12 protein-coding genes are annotated in these 21,075 nt (G+C 37.9%); 3 read left to right on the forward strand and 9 right to left on the reverse strand.

The window, feature by feature from the left end:
- The 3 genes from treY to treZ all read right to left on the reverse strand — a co-directional run bounded on the left by treY (position 1) and on the right by treZ (position 7,000).
- Positions 1-2,658, reverse strand: coding sequence for a malto-oligosyltrehalose synthase (gene treY / locus RM549_RS12580; RefSeq protein ID WP_311685370.1), 2,658 nt, complete (start codon positions 2,656-2,658; stop codon positions 1-3).
- Positions 2,658-5,084, reverse strand: coding sequence for a DUF3536 domain-containing protein (locus RM549_RS12585; protein ID WP_311685371.1), 2,427 nt, complete (start codon positions 5,082-5,084; stop codon positions 2,658-2,660). The genes treY and RM549_RS12585 overlap by 1 nt, the downstream gene beginning before the upstream one ends.
- Positions 5,085-5,203: 119 nt before the next feature.
- Positions 5,204-7,000 carry a malto-oligosyltrehalose trehalohydrolase gene (treZ, locus tag RM549_RS12590; protein ID WP_311685373.1) on the reverse strand — a complete coding sequence of 599 codons (1,797 nt, stop codon included), beginning with the start codon at positions 6,998-7,000 and terminating at the stop codon, positions 5,204-5,206.
- A 173-nt stretch (positions 7,001-7,173) separates the two neighbouring features.
- On the opposite strand from treZ, the gene RM549_RS12595 reads away from it, so the two are divergent.
- From RM549_RS12595 to glgB, 3 genes are all read left to right on the forward strand, one after another.
- Complete coding sequence (locus RM549_RS12595) at positions 7,174-9,150, forward strand: alpha-1,4-glucan--maltose-1-phosphate maltosyltransferase (protein WP_311685472.1); 1,977 nt, start codon at positions 7,174-7,176, stop codon at positions 9,148-9,150.
- A 15-nt stretch (positions 9,151-9,165) separates the two neighbouring features.
- Positions 9,166-12,486, forward strand: coding sequence for a maltose alpha-D-glucosyltransferase (gene treS, locus RM549_RS12600; RefSeq protein ID WP_311685375.1), 3,321 nt, complete (start codon positions 9,166-9,168; stop codon positions 12,484-12,486).
- A 745-nt stretch (positions 12,487-13,231) separates the two neighbouring features.
- Positions 13,232-15,136, forward strand: coding sequence for a 1,4-alpha-glucan branching protein GlgB (glgB, locus tag RM549_RS12605; RefSeq protein WP_432264715.1), 1,905 nt, complete (start codon positions 13,232-13,234; stop codon positions 15,134-15,136).
- A 369-nt stretch (positions 15,137-15,505) separates the two neighbouring features.
- Here the strand turns inward: glgB and RM549_RS12610 are convergent, their stop codons facing one another.
- From RM549_RS12610 to RM549_RS12635, 6 genes are all read right to left on the reverse strand, one after another.
- Entirely contained in the window at positions 15,506-16,471 is a 966-nt protein-coding gene (locus tag RM549_RS12610) for an acyl-CoA thioester hydrolase/BAAT C-terminal domain-containing protein (RefSeq protein WP_311685378.1), read from the reverse strand.
- 428 nt (positions 16,472-16,899) lie between these two features.
- Positions 16,900-17,691, reverse strand: coding sequence for a hypothetical protein (locus RM549_RS12615; protein ID WP_311685380.1), 792 nt, complete (start codon positions 17,689-17,691; stop codon positions 16,900-16,902).
- 167 nt (positions 17,692-17,858) lie between these two features.
- Positions 17,859-18,533, reverse strand: coding sequence for an ATP-binding cassette domain-containing protein (locus RM549_RS12620; RefSeq protein ID WP_311685382.1), 675 nt, complete (start codon positions 18,531-18,533; stop codon positions 17,859-17,861).
- 418 nt (positions 18,534-18,951) lie between these two features.
- Positions 18,952-19,548 carry a DUF4145 domain-containing protein gene (locus RM549_RS12625; protein WP_311685383.1) on the reverse strand — a complete coding sequence of 199 codons (597 nt, stop codon included), beginning with the start codon at positions 19,546-19,548 and terminating at the stop codon, positions 18,952-18,954.
- 90 nt (positions 19,549-19,638) lie between these two features.
- Entirely contained in the window at positions 19,639-20,694 is a 1,056-nt protein-coding gene (locus RM549_RS12630; RefSeq protein ID WP_311685384.1) for an LPO_1073/Vpar_1526 family protein, read from the reverse strand.
- Positions 20,687-20,926 (reverse strand): hypothetical protein, encoded by a 240-nt coding sequence (locus RM549_RS12635; RefSeq protein ID WP_311685386.1) that lies wholly within the window; start codon positions 20,924-20,926, stop codon positions 20,687-20,689. The genes RM549_RS12630 and RM549_RS12635 overlap by 8 nt, the downstream gene beginning before the upstream one ends.
- Positions 20,927-21,075: the final 149 nt, after the last annotated feature.

The following is a 21,075-nucleotide window of genomic DNA, read 5'->3' on the forward strand; positions in this document are numbered from 1 at the left end:
TTACTTTTTATTGATTAAAAGTGCCACCGGAAGATCCTGAAAAAGTTCTTTTAACTCGATCTTCTCCTGGTTTTCCATCACTTTTTCTGAAAATAGATTTTTCCAGTTTTCATTTTTTGGAAGTTTGAGAAAAGAATCACGTAGCGCCGTTTCGTCAAAGTCCATTAGTTCCTCTTTCAAAAGATTTTTCACCTGAACCGGGGCGATGGTAATAATTGTAGTGTCTTCAAAATTCCGTGCAAAAGCGATAATTTTATTTTCTAAAGGACCGGAAATCTCCAGAGGCTGATATTCTCCTTTTTCAAAGACTTCTCTATATTCCTTTCTTGCTGAAAGTACTTTGTGCAGACAATAGAATTTCAATTTTCCACTACTGAAGTCGTCCTTCAGACTTTTAAGAAAGTCATTGCGGTTTTCTTCTTTAAGAGAAGTAAATTCAGATAAGATTTCTTTTCTTAGATTATAATCCACCGGTCTTCGGTTATCTGGATCTACATAACTTAAATCCCAGAGTTCTGTTCCCTGGTAAGTATCGGGAATTCCCGGAACAGTATTTTTAATAAGCACCTGCGAGTATGATTTTACCGCTCCCAGTTGCGCAATTTTCTCCCAGAAAGGATCAAATGACTTCCGGAATTCTTTATTATTGAAAATGGCTTCAATAAATTCAAAAACAGCGTTTTCATGTTCCTCATCCGGCTGTGACCAGTTAGAATTTACTTTTGCCTCGCGCATTACTTTTTGCAAATAATCTTCGGTACGCTGCAAAAATTCCTCTTTATCAAAATCATCAAAAGGAAGCGACCCGATTAAAGCCTGGTAAATAAAATACTCCTCGTTTTTATCTGGTGCCTTGTCGCTTTTCCTGATATTTCCGTTTATTCTTCTCCATTCCTCCACTTTCTGAAACCATTCCTCCGGAAACTCACTTAAAACACTCAGTCGCATCCGCGCGTCTTCCCCCCTTTTCGTATCATGCGTGGCAGTTGCATTAAGGGTGTGAGGGAATGTCTTTTGCTTCTGAAGCATTTTGTTGTGGAAATCCTTTATTGAAATTCCGAAGTTTTCAGGGGAATCCCCTACTTCATTGTGCAAAATAAGCCTGTTATAGATATAAAAGCTGGTATCTTCCACTCCTTTTGCAGCAAGCGGACCGCTAAATTGCTGACACCGCTGAAGGAAATAGAAAGATTCCTCTTTTTTCTCTTCAATTTCGCCTAAAAACAGTGATTTTAGATAATCCAGCTCATTTTTAGCCTCTTTTGCGTGCTCTAAAGCCCATTTATAGGCAGTATTTATAGTTTCTACCTCAGAATTCTTCAGCGGAAAACCTTCAGGATAAATTCTGTAAACAGGAAAAGCAGCCAAAAGAGCGCAGAGCGATTTTTGCCAATTATCGTCCTGCTGTTTTCCTTCCGGCAGAAGATTTTTGGTCCTGAGATACTCCAGTAAGTTGTGAAGCTCCCCTCCCATTCTTTCTTGCAGGATAAAGAGCTTTTTCTGGTAAACCATTTCCTCATATTCCGGAAGATCTGGCACCAGTTCTTTATACTTTTCTGTAAAAACTGTTTTACTTTCAGAATTTGTAAAAAGGTGGTTTATCTGTGCCAGAAATTCATAGCCGCTCGTTCCCTGTACCGGCCAGTGAGCCGGAAGTTCTTCATGAGCTTCGAGGATTTTTTCGACTACTATATAGAAATCTTTTCCAACAAGTTTCCGAAGCTTTTCTGTGTAACCTTCAGGATCAAAAAGTCCGTCAATGTGGTCGATTCTCAAACCAGTGATCATTCCATTATCGCACAATTCCTTTATAAAATGATGATAGGTATTGAAAACCTCATCATCTTCCATACTAAGGCAAATCAGGTCGTTAATGGTGAAAAAACGACGGTAGTTTATTTCACTTTCTGTAGTTTTCCAGTGCACAGGTTTAAAGTATTGCAACTCCATAACCTGGTGCATTTTCTCTTCAGAATTGTTGATGTTTTCAACAGCTTCAGCAATATTTTTCTCTAAAACGGCATCTTCCTGAACTTCCCTAAAGAAGGAGATTTTTACGTCTGCCCATTCTTCAGCATTCCCAGAAAAATTCTTCAGCCTATCTGCTTTTTCAGAATTTATTTCAGCTAAAATATATTTGTACGATCTAACTGAAGCAGGATAACTGTGCTCGTAGTAATTAACAGAAAAACCCGTTTCATCATATTTCAGTTTTAGTTCTCCATTCTTTATTACCTCTTCAAAGGAATAACCTAAAAAAGGAGTCATTACTTTTCCCCATCCTTTGTAATTCCAGTCTATGTCGAAAAAATTATAATATCGGGATTCCGGACCAATTTCAACAATATCCCGCAACCACTGATTACTGCTATCGTAAGCCATGTGGTTTGGAACGATATCCTGAAGCCAGTCCATTTTCCGCTGCTTTAGATCCTCACTTAGCTTTTTAAACTGTTTAAGATTTCCAATGGCAGGATTGAGCGTAAAAGGATCTGTAACATCATATCCATGGGTGCTGCCCGTTCTCGCTTTAAAAAAAGGTGCAGAATAAACAGTAGAAACTCCAAGTTTTTCCAGGTAATCTGTGATTCTCTCCAGATCTACAAAAGTAAAATCTGGCGACATTTGCAGCCTGTATGTAGTTGATGGTACTCCCATTAATTTATAAGGTTCAGATTACGGGTGAGCCTGTTTAGCGCTTCCAGCCATTTATCCCCGTCTCCATCGTGAGATTCTTCAGCATTTTTTTCTATACGTGCAATTTCTTCTTCACGCATTGCAAAAATCACATTCTGCGCTTCCCATTTTTCAGGTTCTAACGTACTCTTATCCAAAGTTTCTACAAAATCGTTAATACAATTAAGAAGTTTCAGATCATCCGGATTTTTCTTTAATTTTTTCATTAAAGAATTCAGCTGAATATCGCCGAGGAAACTCAACGTTACTACGTCCAGGTTAACACCAATTTGTTTAGCTGAATGGAGCAGGCTTTTAAAGTTTTTGAGATTAAAATTATCATTTTTAAGTTCGGTTACAAGCTTTGTGTTTACCGCCAGTTCTGCCGGAAGTTTAAGCCTGTTTGGAACCTTCATATGGATTTCCTTAAAGGTTTGCAGCAACGGATAACTGTTTTCGTATACCTGCTGCATTGCACCTTCAGCACTTCTAAGCGTATTTTCCATCACAAGCTCCATGATGCTCTGCTGCTCGTCCCGGAAAAGGTGCCAGAACGAATAATTGTGATTTCCAAAGTAGGTGTCCATCATGTTGAAAATTTCATACACATTCCCTTTTTGGAAAAAGTCCGCAACATTTTTATGTAAATCTTCCAGAGCCTCTGCTCCTATATACTCACGAACACCGCCAAATAAATGGTGATCTCCCATGTGTAGTACGGCATAGGAAATATCTACTTTTTCCCAGGTAATATCAGAACGGAACTCGGTACGGCCAATCACCAATTTCTGTTTACCGGCCTCATAGAAATAGTTGGCTTTTGTTGTAGCACTAAAGTTATAGAGGCTAACTTCTTCCGGAAATTCCTCGAATAAGGAAGAAACCGCGTAATGCGCTCCAATACGAATCATATCAAGGGCCATCGGCTTCACATACTTAGTGTAAGCTCCAAGGGCTGAATCAAATTCCGGCATGTTACTCGGAATTTTAGCAAGATAACCTTCAAAGTTCTCTTCGTAATTTTTTCCGCTGATTTCTTCAGCAAGCTGAATTGCACGGCTGGCATAGAAGATATCCTGCATAGACTCTATTCCGGTGACTTCATCAAAAAACCATCCGCAACTGGTGTACATCAACATGGTGTGATATTGCATTTCCAGTAGCTTCAGCAATTTTATCTTTTCTTCCTCTTTTAATTCCGCACCAAATTGTTCCTGCAAGAATGCACCTACATTTCCATTGCTTCTGTCTAAAACAACTTGTATATATTTATTTCTTACTGTCCACGGCTCTTGAGTGTAAGCTGCCATTTCCTTTTCATACAAAGTAATAAGCTCTTCACGAACCCAGTCGAAACTATCACGCAAAGGACCACGCCATTTCTGGTTCCAGTCTCCGTTTCCCCCGGTATTACAACCGCAGTCACTTCGCCATCTTTCCACTCCATGATAACAGCTCCAGGAAGTATCCTCTATAATTTCCACTTCGTGCTGGGGAGGAAATTTTTCAAGAAACTCACCATAAATGGTAAGGTTGGCATCTTCATTTTCTTCTATATACTCAAGGCAATAAGAAAGTGCCATTTCACCAAGTTTGTGGTGGTGACCATAACTCTCTCCATCTGTTGCAATGTTTACCAGTTGTACATCATCTGTCTCTGTAAACTGTCCCTGCAATCGGCTGGCGAAACGCTCTCCATCATTTAAAAGTCCTTCAAAAGCCACACCTTGTGAAGCAGGACCATCATAAAAGAAGAGATTTATTTTTCTTCCGGAAGGCAGATTGCAAACATAAGCCCTACGAGGATCTACTTTTGCATCTGTAGCATCCTGCCATTCTTTACCGCCAATTTTTCTCATTCTCTTAGCCTGGTAAGGTGACAGAATGGTGAATTTTATATCGTGATCTGCCAGGACTTCCAGCGTCTCTGTATTCGCTGCGGTTTCCCCTAGCCACATTCCCTCGGGATGCCTGCCGAATCTGGATTTAAAATCCTGAATTCCCCAGATTACCTGCGTTTCTTTATCCTTTTTATTTGCCAAAGGCATTATCAGGTGATTATAAGCCTGTGCCAGTGCTGCACCGTGCCCCGAAAAGCGCTCCTGGCTTTCCTTATCTGCCCGTAAAATTCCTTCGTAAGTTTCGGGAGCTTCATTTTCCATCCAGGCCAGCAAAGTGGGCCCTATATTAAAACTCATCCAGGCATAATTATTCATTATGTCCACAATTTTCCCTTCGGAATTAAGAATCCTGGAAGAAGCATTCCTTATGTAACATTCAGCATTAATTCTGTGATTCCAGTCGTGGTAAGGATAAGCGGAATCCTGAATTTCAACTTTGTTTAGCCATGGATTCTCTCTTGGCGGCTGATAAAAATGTCCGTGAATACAAATATATTTTTCTTTCATATTATTTTTCTAAATAAGTGTACAGTTATATTCTACATCCACTCATTTTCAGACATTGAAAATTTGCTTCAGAGAAGTTCAAAAAGATAATTATAATTTTTGAGGTGTAGCGTGCTTTACTAACTTTTGCAAATAATTAATGATTCCGACGGAATATTAACAGCACCTGAAACGGTCTTAGGTAAATCTTCCGGTCCCTTCCATTTCTTATCTGCGGAAGCAAAAACTACTTGTTGTTCACCTCCAGGCAGGTCCAATTTTTGGTTTTCACTACTAAAATTATAAAGCGCCGTGAGGCCACCAGCAGAGAGTTTTATAGTTCGTTTTTCTTCATCAACTTCACTACTCTTTTCCTCATCATAAAAAGCCTGAAAAGCACCTTCTTTCCGCAACCTTATCAGCTCCTTATAATAGTCGAAAATTGCCATTTTTGAGGCCTCTCCTTTAAAAGCCCAATTAAGCTTTGAATTGTTAAAGGTTTCTTCAGATTGTGGGTCTGGAAATTCTCCGCCATGCTGATTAAAGTACTCGAATTCCCGTTTTCTTCCTTCCTGAACAGCTTTTACCAAATCGGGATCACCATGACTCACGAAATACTGAAAAACCTGATCTTCAGCAAACTCTTCACCCATAAAAAGCATGGGAACAAAGGAAGAAGTGAGCATTACCCCTGCTGCAAGCTTCAATTTTTCAAAAGAAACGAGCTGTGACAGGCGATCACCAAGCATCCTGTTCCCCACCTGATCATGATTTTGAATACAGACCACAAATTTTGAAGAAGGAAGCTCTTTGGGACTGTTCCCTATCGTCCTTTTCCTGAAATTAGAATAAACACCATCGTACACAAATGCCTGTTCCAGCGATTTGCCCAAATTTGCCATTTTTCCATAGTCTTTATAGTAGCCTTCATTTTCACCAGTAATTAACGTGTGTAAAGAATGGTGAAAATCGTCCACCCATTGTGCTTCCAGTCCGTAGCCTCCTTTTTTATAGTCGTTTATTATTTTTGTATCGTTAAGATCACTTTCAGCAATTAAAACATATTTTCGTCTGGTTTCCTTTTCAAGTGCATCTACCTCTTCACTTAATTCTTTCAGGAAATGCTTTGCACCCCGATCTATAATTTCGTGAATGGCGTCCAAACGTAAACCATCAAAACCGAATTCTTTCAGCCACATTAAGGCACTCTGCAAGAAGAAATTCCGCACGTGATCTGATTGGCGGTCGTCAAAATTAATTGCCTTTCCCCACGGTGTCGTATATTTATCTGTAAAATACGGACCAAATTCGGCTAAATAATTTCCTTCCGGTCCCATATGATTATAAACCGCATCCAGAATAACGGCAATTCCTTTCTGGTGACAGGAATCTATAAGTTTTTTGAGCGCGTTTATTTTTCCGTAGCTTTCCTGGGTCGCATAAGGATAAACGCCGTCGTAGCCCCAGTTACGGTTTCCGGGAAATGCAGAAATTGGCATTATTTCTATAGCTGTAATCCCAAGCTCCAGCAAATAATCCAGCTTTTCTTCTATTGCAGCAAAAGTACCTTCCTTTGTAAAAGTACCCACATGAAGTTCGTAGATAATCATCTGCGACATGGGCAAACCTTTCCATTCACTGTCTTTCCATTGATAATCCTTATGATTTATTACCTGCGACCAGTTATGCACTCCTTTAGGCTGATATCTTGATGCAGGATCGGGAAGTTCTTTTTCTCCATTTAGCCTGAATTTATAATGACTTCCTGCAGGCAAATCGTTTACTTCTTTACTCCAGTAGCCTTTTTCTTCACTTTCTAGCTGAACCGGCTTTTTTCTATCCTTTATAACCACTTCAACCTTTTCGGCAGAAGGTGCCCATACCCTAAATTGACATTTTTCATCCTCCACATAATGTGCTCCTACTTTTCTCTGCATATCGTTTTTATACTTTAAAACTTAACCAAAGCTAATGATGATAAATTATAATTATTGATGTTTAATAATTATTTAACTAGCTGTTTTAACATGCTTAATTACCTTTAAAAGAGTTTTAATTGAAAAATTCATACTTCATCGGGGGAAATGAAGTGCAAAAAATATAAATATTGATGAAATTGGAAGGGCAAAAAAGAGTAAGTATTCAAAATGTAACACCACAAATTGAATGCGGCAAATATCCTGTAAAAAGGATTATTAATGAAAGAATTGAAGTTGAAGCCGATATTTTTGGGGATGGACATGATAAAGTAGATGCCGTACTTCTCTACAGGGAAGTCAGGAAAGGCAGTGGTAAAGATAAAAAATGGGAGGAGTTGCCAATGATTTTTGAAGGTAACGACCATTGGTCTGCTGCTTTTGAAGGTTCTAAACTGGGGATGTACGAATATACTATTGAAGGTTGGATAGACCACTTTTCTACCTGGAAGTACGGACTTAAAAAGAAAATTGAGGATAAACAGAATATCAGGACTGAACTGCTGATTGGCGCCGAACTGATGGAAGACGCTTTAGACAGAGCTAACGCAGCTCAGAAAAAGCAATTGCAGAACTGGATAAAGCTTATTAAAGATGAAGACAAGGAGTCTGAAGCTATTTCCAAAGTTTTTGAAGATGCTGTAAAGCAGGTCATGTACCAGGCAAGGGATCGTGAGAAGGCTACACAATACCATACGATCCTGAGAGCCAAAATAGAAAGAAAGAGAGCGCTGTTTAGTGCCTGGTACGAATTTTTCCCACGGTCTACTGCTGAAAATCACGGCGAACATGGAACGTTTAAAAGTTCGGAAAGAATCCTTCCGGAAATCGCAAATATGGGATTTGATGTTGTATACCTCCCTCCTATTCATCCTATCGGAAAAAGCCATAGAAAAGGAATAAATAATGCTACGGAAGCAAAACCAGGAGAACCCGGGTCCCCGTGGGCAATAGGTTCTGAAGAAGGAGGGCATAAAGCCATTCATCCTGAACTTGGGACATTGGAAGATTTTACTTCCTTCGTAAAAAAAGCGGAAAGCCACGGGATTGAAGTGGCCATTGACTTTGCTATACAGTGCAGCCCGGATCATCCCTATGTGAAAGAACATCCGCAGTGGTTCAAATGGCGACCAGATGGGACAGTACAATATGCAGAAAACCCTCCGAAGAAATATCAGGATGTTTTACCTGTAAATTTTGAGACTGAAGACTGGGAGAACCTCTGGAAAGAATTAAAAAGTGTGGTGGAATACTGGATTGATAAGGGAGTAAAAATCTTCCGTGTAGATAATCCGCATACCAAATCTTTTATTTTTTGGGAATGGTTAATTAAAGAAATTGAAAAAAAACACCCGGATATTATTTTCCTTGCAGAAGCCTTTACCCGCCCGCGTGTAATGGAAGAACTTGGAAAAGTCGGTTTCACCCAATCCTATACTTATTTTACCTGGAGAAATACAAAAGAGGAATTTGAAGAATACCTCACCGAACTTACAAAAACAGAATTAAGGGAATATTTCAGACCAAATTTCTGGCCAAATACGCCTGATATTTTACCGGTATCCCTGGAGGATAAAGGTGAAGCTTCCTTTTTGATAAGGATTATTCTTGCTTCCACTTTATCTTCAAACTACGGAATTTATGGTCCGTTATTCGAGTTTGGAGAAAATGAAGCCTATCCCGGAAAAGAAGAATACACCCGTTCAGAGAAATACGAAGTAAAGAACTGGGACTGGTACAGGCCTACACGGATTAAAGAATTAATTAGCCAGCTAAACAGTATCAGAAATGAAAATTCGGCGCTACAAACCACCTATAATATTGAATTTGCAGAAACCGATAATAACCAGCTAATCTGCTATACAAAAGTTGACAGGCAAACCGGAAACAAATTAATAATTGTAGTGAACATTAATCCAGATCACACACAATCAGGTTGGGTAAAAGTGCCTTTAAAGGAACTGGATATCCAGAGCCATGAACCTTTTGCCGTTAATGATTTACTTACCGGCTCCAGGTATATCTGGCAAAACGAATGGAACTATGTAGAACTTCATCCACAGGCACTGCCTGCACATATATTAAGAGTAGAAGCGGTAACAGAGAGATAAAAAATTTAAAAATTTATGATCAACCAGACAAATATTGACGATAACGTGCATTGGTATAAAGATGCCGTAATTTATGAATTACATATAAAAGCCTTTTTTGACAGCAATGGCGACGGAATTGGTGATTTTGAGGGACTTCTTCAGAAACTGGACTACCTGGAAGACCTTGGTGTAACAGCAATCTGGCTGTTACCATTCTACCCTTCCCCGCTAAAAGATGATGGTTATGATATTGCAGATTACTACAACATTAACCCATCTTTTGGAGATGTAAAAGTCTTCAAAAAACTTATAAAAGAAGCACATAAGCGCGGACTAAAAATTATTACCGAGCTTGTAATAAACCACACTTCAGACCAACACCCGTGGTTCCAGAGAGCGCGAAAAGCTCCTGAAGGATCAAAATACCGGGATTATTATGTGTGGAGTGATGATCCAAACAAATACAAAGATGCCAGGATAATTTTTACAGATACCGAGCCTTCGAACTGGTCCTGGGATCCCGTTGCAAAATCCTACTTCTGGCACAGGTTCTTTTCTCACCAGCCCGATTTAAACTTTGACAATCCTGAAGTTCAGGACGAAGTATTAAAAGTTATGGATTACTGGTGCAAAATGGGTGTCGATGGATTTAGACTTGATGCCGTTCCATATCTATTTGAAAGGGAAAACACCAATTGTGAAAACCTTGATGAAACCCATGTTTTTCTGAAAAAACTAAGGGCGCATATCGATAAAAACTACGACAACAAACTTCTTTTAGCTGAAGCAAATATGTGGCCGGAAGATTCCGCTGCCTATTTTGGGGATGGGGACGAATGCCATATGAACTACCACTTCCCCATTATGCCGCGTATGTTTATGGCGGTAAAAATGGAAGACCGGTACCCGATAATTGACATTATTGATCAGACACCCGATATTCCGGAATCCTGCCAGTGGGCAATTTTCCTTAGAAACCATGATGAGCTTACGCTGGAAATGGTAACCGATGAGGAAAGGGATTATATGTATAAAGTATATACCAAAGATCCACAGGCAAAAATAAATGTAGGAATAAGGCACAGACTTGCTCCTCTACTCGAAAACAACAGGAGCAAAATAGAATTAATGAATGTGCTTCTCTTCTCTTTACCGGGGACGCCTGTAATTTATTATGGGGACGAAATTGGAATGGGAGATAATTTCTATCTGGGTGATCGTGATGGTGTAAGAACGCCAATGCAATGGACTGCAGATAGAAATGCAGGTTTTTCAACTGCGAATCCACACAAATTATATCTGCCGGTAGTTATTGATCCGGAATATAAATACGAAGCGATTAATGTAGAAGCACAGCAATTAAATTCCTCTTCCCTACTGTGGTGGATGAAACGGATTATTGGAATGAGAAAACGCTTTAAAGCCTTTGGGCGCGGCGATATTAAATTCCTTTCTCCTTCTAATGCAAAAATTATAGCCTACACCCGTACTTATGAGGAAGAAGATATATTGGTGCTTGGTAACCTTTCACGCTTTCCTCAAGCTGCTGAACTGGAATTGGAAGGCTACGAAGGCTACACCCCAATAGAAGTGTTCAGCCACAATAAATTTCCGAAAATTTCTGAAGATCCTTATTTATTTACCATGGGATCGCACGGTTACTATTGGTTTGTATTGGAAAAAGACAAAGAACGTTCTGAAAAAGCAGATATTCCTGCCCTTAAGGTTAAGGAATGGCCGGAATTACTTCAGCGTAAGACACAGAGTAAACTGGAAAATAAAGTTTTACCTTCTTACCTGAATTCCTGCAGATGGTTCGGCGGAAAATCAAGAGTGATCCAAAATATTGCAATTATCAACCAGATTGAAATTCCGGTGAAAGACTTACCGGCAACTTTGGTGACTATTGAAATAAATTATAACGACGGCCTGCCGGAAGTTTATCAGTTACCACTCGCTTTTGTTCCGTATCACAATGAAGATGATGTAAGGGATATTCCGGAAAAAGGAGTGATTACCAGGCTTACGGTAGGTAAAGAAGAAGGAATTCTTTTTGATGCCGTTTACAATGAAGAATTCAGAAATGCAATCTTTAAAAACATTCAGAAGAATAAGAAGTTGTCCAGCGGTAAAGGCAGCCTTAACTTCTATCACGGAGATCAGGAGATTACCATAAATTCTGAAGTTTTACATTCCAAAATCCTTAATGCGGAACAGAGTAATACTTCACTAATTTACGACAACAAGTATTTTCTGAAATTATACAGAAAACTGGATAATACAATTAATCCCGATTTGGAGATTACCCGATATCTTTCTGAAAAAACAGATTTTGAAAACTCTCCGCAATTTGTTGGTGCTATAGAATACAGAACAGGTGCTAAAAACATTATTGTTCTGGGAATGATGCAGGATTTAATTCCTAATCAGGGAGATGCATGGGATTACACCAAAGATTCCATAAACCGTTATTTTGAAAATGTAATGACCAGGTCGAAGGAAGTAAAACTAACGCCCAAACAAACGGATCTTTTACTTACACCTCTAAATTATACAGATATAGCGGTAGATATGAAGAATCTGATGGGAGCAATTTTTCCGGAGCGGATTTCCCTGCTGGGGCAACGTACTGCAGAGATGCACAGAGCGCTTGCAGAGCATCCTGAAGAACCAGATTTTGAGCATGAAGCTTTCTCCCTGCATTACCAGAGATCACTTTTCTCTTCGTTGCAATCGCTTACAAGGAACAGCTTTACCAACCTTCAGAAGAACCTTAAACATCTTCCGGAGGAAGTTAAAAATGAAGCTAAGGAAGTTCTGGATATGAAAGGCGAAGTCCTTAATTGCTTCAAAAGGGTATTTGATCATAAGATCCCTACCATGAAAATAAGAACCCACGGGGATTATCACCTGGGTCAGGTTTTATGGACAGGAAAAGATTTTATCATCATCGATTTTGAAGGGGAACCTGCAAGGGCATTTAGTGAAAGACGTTTAAAAAGGTCTGCATTAAGAGATGTCGCAGGGATGGTTAGATCCTTCCATTATGCAGCTTACAGCAGTATTATGGAACCCGAATTTGACCAGCAACGCCGGGAAGGTGATCTTGAAGACTGGGCAGAATCCTGGTATTATCATGTAACACGACTATTCCTTCAGGGTTATGCTGAAAATGTTGGAGAAAACAATTTTATTCCGGAGGATGAAGAAGATTTCAAAATTCTCATGGATACATTTCTGCTTGAAAAAGCAGTATACGAACTGAATTACGAACTTAATAATCGTCCTGACTGGGTATTAATTCCATTACGGGGCATAAAAACAATTATAGGGAGGTATAGAGATGGCAAATAAAGAGAATAAAGATATAGACAAGGACAAAAAACTAACATCAACTCCAAAAGGCAAAGGTGTTAAAAAGACGGCTGAAGGCCCTACAAAATCTGGCAAAGTAAAAGGGCCTAAAGGGACTGGTGAGAAAAAACCGGATACAGAAAACACAAAAAAAGAATCTACTAAAACCGCCATAAAGCCTACGGCAAAGGCAAACGCGGCAAAGGGTACTACAAAAAGAAAGCTTCCGAAGCCAAAAAAGGCTATTCCTGAAGAAACTTCGGCATCAGAGAAAAAAACTGCTGCCAAGAAAACTTCTAAAGCCAGCACAGGAACAAAAAAAACATCTAAACCTAAAGCCGGTACTACTGCAAAATCTGCAGTTAAGGCCAGTGGAGTAGAAAAGAAAGTGGCTAAAAAGAATGCAGAAGAAAAGAAGGTAGATCCTTCTAAAACAGGAAAATCTGTGACATCTGATAAGAAGAAAACCACAGGTAAGGATTCTGATGATCTTTCTTCTACTGTAAAAGACTTTGCTGAAAAAGTTTTACCAGATGAAGAAACACAAAAAACCCTGGGAGATACCGCAAAGGCTATACTTCCTGATCAAAAAACGGTAAAGAAAACTGTGAAGAAGACAGTAAATAAAGCTGTTGACACGCTGTTACCAGATGAAAAAGAGGATGCTGCAAAGAAGGCAAAAGAAAAAGCTAAGAAAGTCGCTTCTAAGGCAACTCCTAATAAAAAAAGCACTAAGAAAAGTGAAGTGGCAGAGGGAGCAAGCCTTCTTTCTGAATATGATGTGCACCTTTTTAGAGAAGGAAAACATTATCACCTTTACAAAAAGTTTGGCTCCCACCTCATGGAGTACCAGGGTAAACAGGGAGTTTATTTCGCTGTCTGGGCTCCGAACGCCGAAACTGTTTCGGTGATTGGTGACTTTAATGGCTGGGACAGGCAAACCAACCCTATGAAGCCGCGGAATGATGAATCTGGTATTTGGGAAGCTTTTATTCCTGAAGCAAAGAACGGGAGTATGTATAAATACTTTATCCGTTCCCATAACAACGGTTACGAAGCAGAAAAAGGAGATCCGTTTGCATTTAAGTGGGAAACTCCGCCTAATACGGCCTCTGTAGTCTGGGATCTGGAAGGAACCTGGAATGACGGGGATTGGATGAAGAAACGTAAAAAGGAGGCTCAGAAAAAGAAACCTTATTCGGTTTACGAACTTCATGTTGGTTCCTGGAGAAGAAAACCCGAAGAAGACAACCGCTCTCTTACATACAGGGAACTGGCAGAAGAATTACCTGCTTATCTAAATGAAATGGGCTTTACCCACGTAGAATTTATGCCCGTTATGGAGCATCCGTTCTTCGGATCGTGGGGTTACCAGGTTACAGGATATTTTGCTCCATCAAGCCGTTTTGGTAGTCCGCAGGATTTTATGCATTTAATAGATGCGCTTCACCAGGCAGGAATTGGTGTAATCCTGGATTGGGTGCCTTCACATTTCCCTTCAGATTTACACGGGCTCCACTATTTCGACGGAACGTTTCTTTACGAACATGCCGACCCAAGAAAAGGATTTCATCCCGACTGGCAGAGTTATATTTTTAACTACGGAAGAAATGAGGTACGCTCATTTTTAATAAGTAATTCGGTTTTTTGGCTTGATAAATTCCATGTAGACGGATTACGTGTAGATGCCGTTGCTTCTATGCTTTACCTGGATTACTCCAGAAAAGAAGGAGAATGGGAGACTAACGAAAATGGCGGAAACGAAAATCTTGAAGCAATAAGTTTCCTTAAGGAATTTAATGAAACTGTTTATGGCGAATTTCCGGATATTGTAACTATTGCTGAAGAATCAACCGCCTGGCCAATGGTTTCCAAACCAACTTATATGGGAGGCCTTGGATTTGGACAGAAATGGATGATGGGATGGATGCACGATACGCTCCAATACTTTCAGGAAGATCCTATCCATAGAAAATACCATCAAAACACCATTACCTTCAGTACAACCTATGCATTTACAGAAAACTTTATGCTACCGCTAAGTCATGACGAAGTGGTTTATGGTAAACAAGCTATTCTGAATAAAATGCCGGGAGACGAGTGGAATAAATTTGCCAACCTGAGGAGCCTTTATGCGTATATGTACGGACACCCGGGTACAAAGTTGCTCTTTATGGGTGCTGAATTTGGGCAGAGAACAGAATGGGACCACGATTCCAGCCTGGACTGGCATGAAACCAATAATGCTCCAAACAGGCAAATTCAGGAGACCCTGAAGGCTCTAAACAGGTTATACAAAGAGGAACCTGCACTTTACGAAAAGAGTTTTGAGAGTGAAGGTTTTGAATGGATAGATATTAATGACCATGAGAACAGTATCATTAGCTTCCTGAGAAAAGGTGAGAAAGAAAAGGATACGATAATGGTGGTTTGTAATCTAACTCCTGTTCCAAGGGAAAATTACCGCATTGGAGTTCCTGAAACAGGAAAATGGAAAGAAATTTTCAACTCAGATTCAGAAGAATTTGGAGGAAGTAATGTAAGTAACAGAGAGCCTGTAGAAGCCAAACCTTTGCCAACACATGGTAAAGACAATTCTATTGCGCTTACGCTGCCACCAATGGGAGTTGTTTATCTTAAAAAGCAATAATCTTGAACGAGCTATAAAGCCGTAAATTAAAATGAGAAACCCTTCCGCGGAAATTGCGGAAGGGTTTTCTATTGTCCAATTAATTCGTCTTTCTTTTATTTCTTCTTTTTGAACTAAAAATTCAAGACATTCGTCCATTTTAAAAGAACTAAGATTAGAAATGTAATTCCGGTACAAATGTACAGTGCATCCTGCCAGTAGAAAGCTCTCGCTCCCCATTTTTTCTGATTGTGCCCGTATTTGGTCTTAATACTCTTACGGGTAAACTTCCAATAAATAAAAGTAATTATTAGAAAAAGCGATATTGTTATTACTATTATCCAGGTTTTCTCCATTTGAAGATTTTAGCAACAGATCATTTTCTCCATTTCACAGATTTTTAATCAACTTCATTACTTCCGATCTGGCATTTTGTTTAGCCTTAAAATCTCCTGCATTTGTTCCTCCATAGTCATAAGAGTACTGGTTTCCGTGGATGGTCATTGTACCGGTTCTTGCTTCGGAATTTGATTCCGGGTTGCCGGATATTAAATGTCCCGCATCATCATATTGCATATTCTTAAACTGATATTCAAAATTATTTTCTTCTAAACGAGTTTCTATAAGGTCCGCCATTTGGGAAGAAGGCCATACCTGGTCATCTTTGCCTGAAAACATTAAAACGGGTCCTTTTATTTTTTCGACCTTTATTGCAGCATCTTTAACAAATTCCTCTTTATTTAAACCCTCCTCCCAATACTTCAACGTGTTGATGGTATTAGAATCACCACCGGAAATCTTGTTCATGGGCACATAAGGAATAGCTTCTCCTCTATACGTCCAACCCGGCTTCATTTCATCTGAATTATATGGTAAAACAGTATTAGCCCAGGAAACGGAACTCGGTGCATAGGCTATCACCCCACTAACAAGTTCAGGTAGAGAAGATGCAATTACTAATGCCAGCTCCGCATTTCGTGAAGCTCCCATTACAACTATTTTCCCCGGATTTACTTCAGGTTGCTGCCCTATCCATTTAATTGCATTTTCAAAATACTCTATGGGAATTTCTTCAGGCAGTTCGGGTAGGCCCTCTACATTTGTGTAGGGAATAGATAAACCTACAAAACCATTCTTAGCTATTTCTGCTCCCCAGTATTCTCCCCATTGACCTCCACCAATTAAAACAACAGTTGTTTTATTCTCAGTCTCTGGGCTAGAGTAAAAATTTGCATGAAATTCATTTTCATCAATAACTCTCGGCTTTATACCATCAAATAGAAGGCTATCAATAATAAAATATCCTGCCACCACAATTAGAATTGCCGAAATACCAATTATTCCTTTTTTATTCATCTTGAAATCAATTTTATAATTGGTGCTGAAGGCTTGTGTTATAACAAAATATAGAATCGGCTATTATTAAATCTTTTTTTGTGCAAAGAGACGAATTAGTGCATAACTACTACCAAAGATTATTACCATAATTAAAGCTTTTGTAATTCCCGATAAATGGTCTACCAATATTAAACAAATTGTAGATCCAATAAGTAAAATTCCTAAACCTATAAGAATTAAATTCTTCATTTTAAATCGTGTTTTAAAGAGTTTGACCGACGCGGGTAGTATTAAGACAATTATATAAATTTTATTTCTATTCTCTGGTGTTGTTCCAAATTTTCTGAAGCTTACTGATTAAAAAGTGAAAGTTGGTGAATTGTCCGCAGGTTTTGACCTAAGGGAAGAGCGCAGCATAATTACAGCTTCTACTTAAAAAAAATCTATTACTCTACTTGTAGAATCGAATCTTTATCAACATATATTTTTAACCATTTTCGGTATTTTACAGGTTCCTCAAGATCCAGATAATAGTATTTTTCCCATTCTTTAATTTTTTCAGCTATTTCTAAAGCAGTTTTTTCTAAATCGGAATTTGGTTCTCTGTAAACGTTTTTAAACTGATTCATCCCAAAGATGGTATCTATTTCTTCGTATTCTAATTCCTGGTTAGGATGAAGATTAGCTTTCTTTAGATTTCCATGCTTGTCTATGTCCAACCATACGGAAGCAAATGTTTTTGAAGGTGCAAACTTCTGATTTTGATACTTTTCTAAAATAGAATCTACATTCGTTATTGGTTTTGCACTATAAGCTGTGTATCGGTACTGATTTAAATCCAGCTTATTTCCATTATCTAAAACTTTTTGTTCAGAAGGATATATCTTTAATCGACCCAGCGGCTTACTATTTGAACAGAAAAATTGAAAATCTAACTCTCCGTCTTTCTTTTTAGCATAAACCAACCATTTATCTCCCTTCTTGGCAGTCCAGTAACAGGAAGAATACAGCCCTGTGACCTCTGCTTCAGAATTTAATTTAAATTTTAAAAATTGTGGATTATCTCCGTCTTTATAATGCTTGCTAATCTCAAAAGTCACGGTATTGGTTAACGAATCTGAAGCATAGATCTTTTCAATTACCTCTCCTTCAAAAACATAATGAGACTCATAGAATTCAATGGCTGGTTTCGGAGTGTCACAGCTACAGGCAAAACTTTTGCCAACTATTAAAAGCATCGTTATTAAAATTAGTTTTGTTCTCATATTAATATTGATGTCCTGTATAAAAACATTGCAAACCGGCGAGCTTGATTGTCCACAGGTTACGACCGAAGGGAACAGCACAGCACAAGCAGACACTGCAAGCGAGCAAGAACTTTAGATTTAAGACTGATTTAAGCATTTTATTTGTTGTTATAAATAGTTTTTGTTAGATAACCATGTTGAACAAGCTCCTCTTTATCTTTTATCTCTTTTAAACACGCATTTTTAAGGAAGAAAATTCTATCTGTTACTTTCATTACATTCTCATAGTCATGATCTGTTATAATAAAGCCTTTGTGTGCTTTTTCATCGTTTATAATTTGGATAATTAAATCCTTAATAATCGGACCAACACCATTAAACGGCTCATCCAATAATACAAAATCAGCTTCTGAGTTTAATAATAAAAGTATTTCCAATATTCTTTTTTCTCCACCAGATAGAACATTAAATTTCTTTCCTAACAAAGGTTCAATAAAAACATTCCTGAGTAATTGAATCCGTCTTTTCTCTGGAAGAAATAATTTTATAATGGTTTGCACTTTAATTTCGCTGGGCAGGAAATTTTCTTGCGGGAGGTAATTTATAAACTTCTTAGAATTTCTAAAGCTCTTTAGAACTTTATAATCAACTCTTACAAATCTGTTTTCTGCACTTTCAATTCCAAAAATAATTTTTAATAAAGTAGATTTTCCTGAACCGTTTCTCCCAATTAACCCTACAATTTCTCCTTTTCTGCAAGACAAGAAAATGTCACTCAATATTAATTTACCATCATAATATTTTCGTATGCTATCTACATGAAGGTTTTTCATAGCATTGAAAAAATTAAAATATTTATTATGCCAAGAATTATTGTAGATAACCAAAGAATACTTCTACGAAACCCAAGATTGAAATAATAATAATATTCGTAGTTACCTCTTATCTAGTAGATTAAGTAATGAATTTTTGGACTGATAAAGAAATAGAATAATCCAATCCGTCCAAAATCACTACCTAAGGTTCCAATGACAATAGAGATAAATATTCCTATGAGGAAAATATTCCTTTGAAATAATAGTATGTTTTTAAAAAGTCTGATCTGGTGAATCTTTATGTAAAAATTACTTACAAGGTCCCGTCCTATGAAAAAGAGCTGGCGAGCTTAATTGTTCGCAGGTTCCGACCAAAGGGAACAGCGCAAGACAATCTCAGCTATTGCGCGATATGCGTTGTTGTGTGCTCGCTAAATTACTGATCTTTAGTTTCTTCAATTCCTTCAATTACCTTGGTCGGTAACACGTATAAAAATTCAGCTAATGCCATTGCAAAATCGACAATTCTTTGAGCATCTTTTTCAGTTGGTAAACTAGCATCTTCATCAGCGTGTCTTTGATCATTAGCTTCTAATCTTATTTGATGGGCCCATTCTGACATTCCTTCTGTAATGATGTTATCATCTGCAGCTTTTTTTATTCTTGAATATAAACTTCCATCTTTATATCCTTTATTTTTCAGCATAGCATCTATCGAACTGGCAGATAGCATAATTGAACCAGATGGAGCATGTATAGTATCAATAGCTTGGATTAGAAATTGTTTAGCTTTATTTGGTATGCTTTCATCAACAGATTTATTCGTGGGATATATTTCCAAAGCTCTTGAGAATTGATGATTTCTAGCACCTATAATAGCGCCTCCACATGTCTTACATACATATACTAACCAAATTCGTGAAACCGTTTTATTGGCATTTTGAGTATTAAATTGATGGACTCGAGTCACATTTGGATTAGCTATACTACAGTGAGGACATCGTTTTAAATCGAGACTTTCTGTTAAATTCATATCTTTTTATTTCTGCTTGGGCTTAAATTCTTTGCATGGGTCGCTATACTGTAGGATAGCTATGCATAATACATGTCGTTGTGTGTAGTTTTAATTTATCCATATAGAAAGGTCCAAGGTGCATCCCGTTCTTCTTCTATAATTTGCATGAGCAATTGCAATTCCAACACTTGATACCTCAAAATTTTTAAATCTTGAATTATTCCATGTTTTAAAGACCCTCTTCATACATGAATTAGTTTTAATCAACAAATTCTTTACCTCTGTAGCATTCATTGTTGATTTATTAAAAATCTGTTTAAATTTAAGTTTTTGGGCATCAGGAACATTCAATTTCCCCATTTCTTGGTCTAGAACTTCATCATCAATTGTAGAAATTTGGTATAGAGATTTATTATGCAAGCAAGGCATAATTAATGAAGGGAAATTATTCTTTTCACCTAATGTTTTTTCAATTTCTTCCATCGAAATTCCCTTTGAAAACAAACCCTTGTATGTCTTCTTCAAGTTATTTTCAAGGTTTCCAAATCCTCCCGTTCTAACATGACCACACCTGTGAAATTCTAAATAATTGTAGGTATTATTATCTGATAATAAATTATTTACAAAAGGTTCTATGTCTCTCTTAATCATAGCAGCCAAGTCATTAGAATCTCGAATACCTGTTGACTTAGTTCTTATTAATAAAAAATTCAAACTCAAGGTGTCTAGCTGCTCAACGGTTAAAGAAGGGGCAATTTTCAGTGATTCATCTAATACAAGTTGAAGCATATTTCTCTTGTTTGTTTGAGCTCTATCAACGAGAATATCTACCAGTAAGTCTCCTAAGTCAGAATCTCCTGATTTTGCAAATTCTTTTTGAGCCGTGAACAAGGCATCTTGCATTGCTGGCTCTTTGAATTCTTTAATCGACTCAGGACTTTTCGTATTTAAATTGTCTAAAAATTTACCTGTAATCTCTTCGGCTCTTTGTTGTGCCACATCTGCAGCATCATGTTTTAACTGGAGAAAATTAGATTTAAACAAATCATTAAAAATTTCTTTGGCATCTGAGTATGAAATCCCATTATAAATGTTTACGTTCTGTCCTTGAAGATTCGTAGACTGCTCGCCTCCCTCTTGTTTTAAATTCTTGTCGTTAATCATCTTTGCTATTTATTGTCATGTCTCCAGCAGACTGGTAATTTTTTGATTTTTTTCCACCTTTTTGCTTCATTTTAACACTTGACTGTGAGTCGGAATTAGAATAGATCAGAACTATTAAGCTTCCTATTAATCCAAAAGAAGTGACTAGAGGCTCCCAAGATTTTTCTTGCATTAGCCAGATTAGAGTACCAACAAGACCGGCAGTATTTAATATTATTAAAATTTTCTTCACGGCTTAATTACACAGAACAATGCACCAGTGCTTATTATTTTTAGCATAAAACGTATTAGTACCTTTAGACCTACTTTGTCTTTACTAATCTAAAAGAATCCCTCCAACAAACAACCTGAAACAGAGGATACTAATTAACAGACTTACCA

Origin of the sequence: Autumnicola patrickiae (genome assembly GCF_031846525.1) — a bacterium.
In the GTDB taxonomy this organism is placed as follows: Bacteria; Bacteroidota; Bacteroidia; order Flavobacteriales; family Flavobacteriaceae; genus Autumnicola; species Autumnicola patrickiae.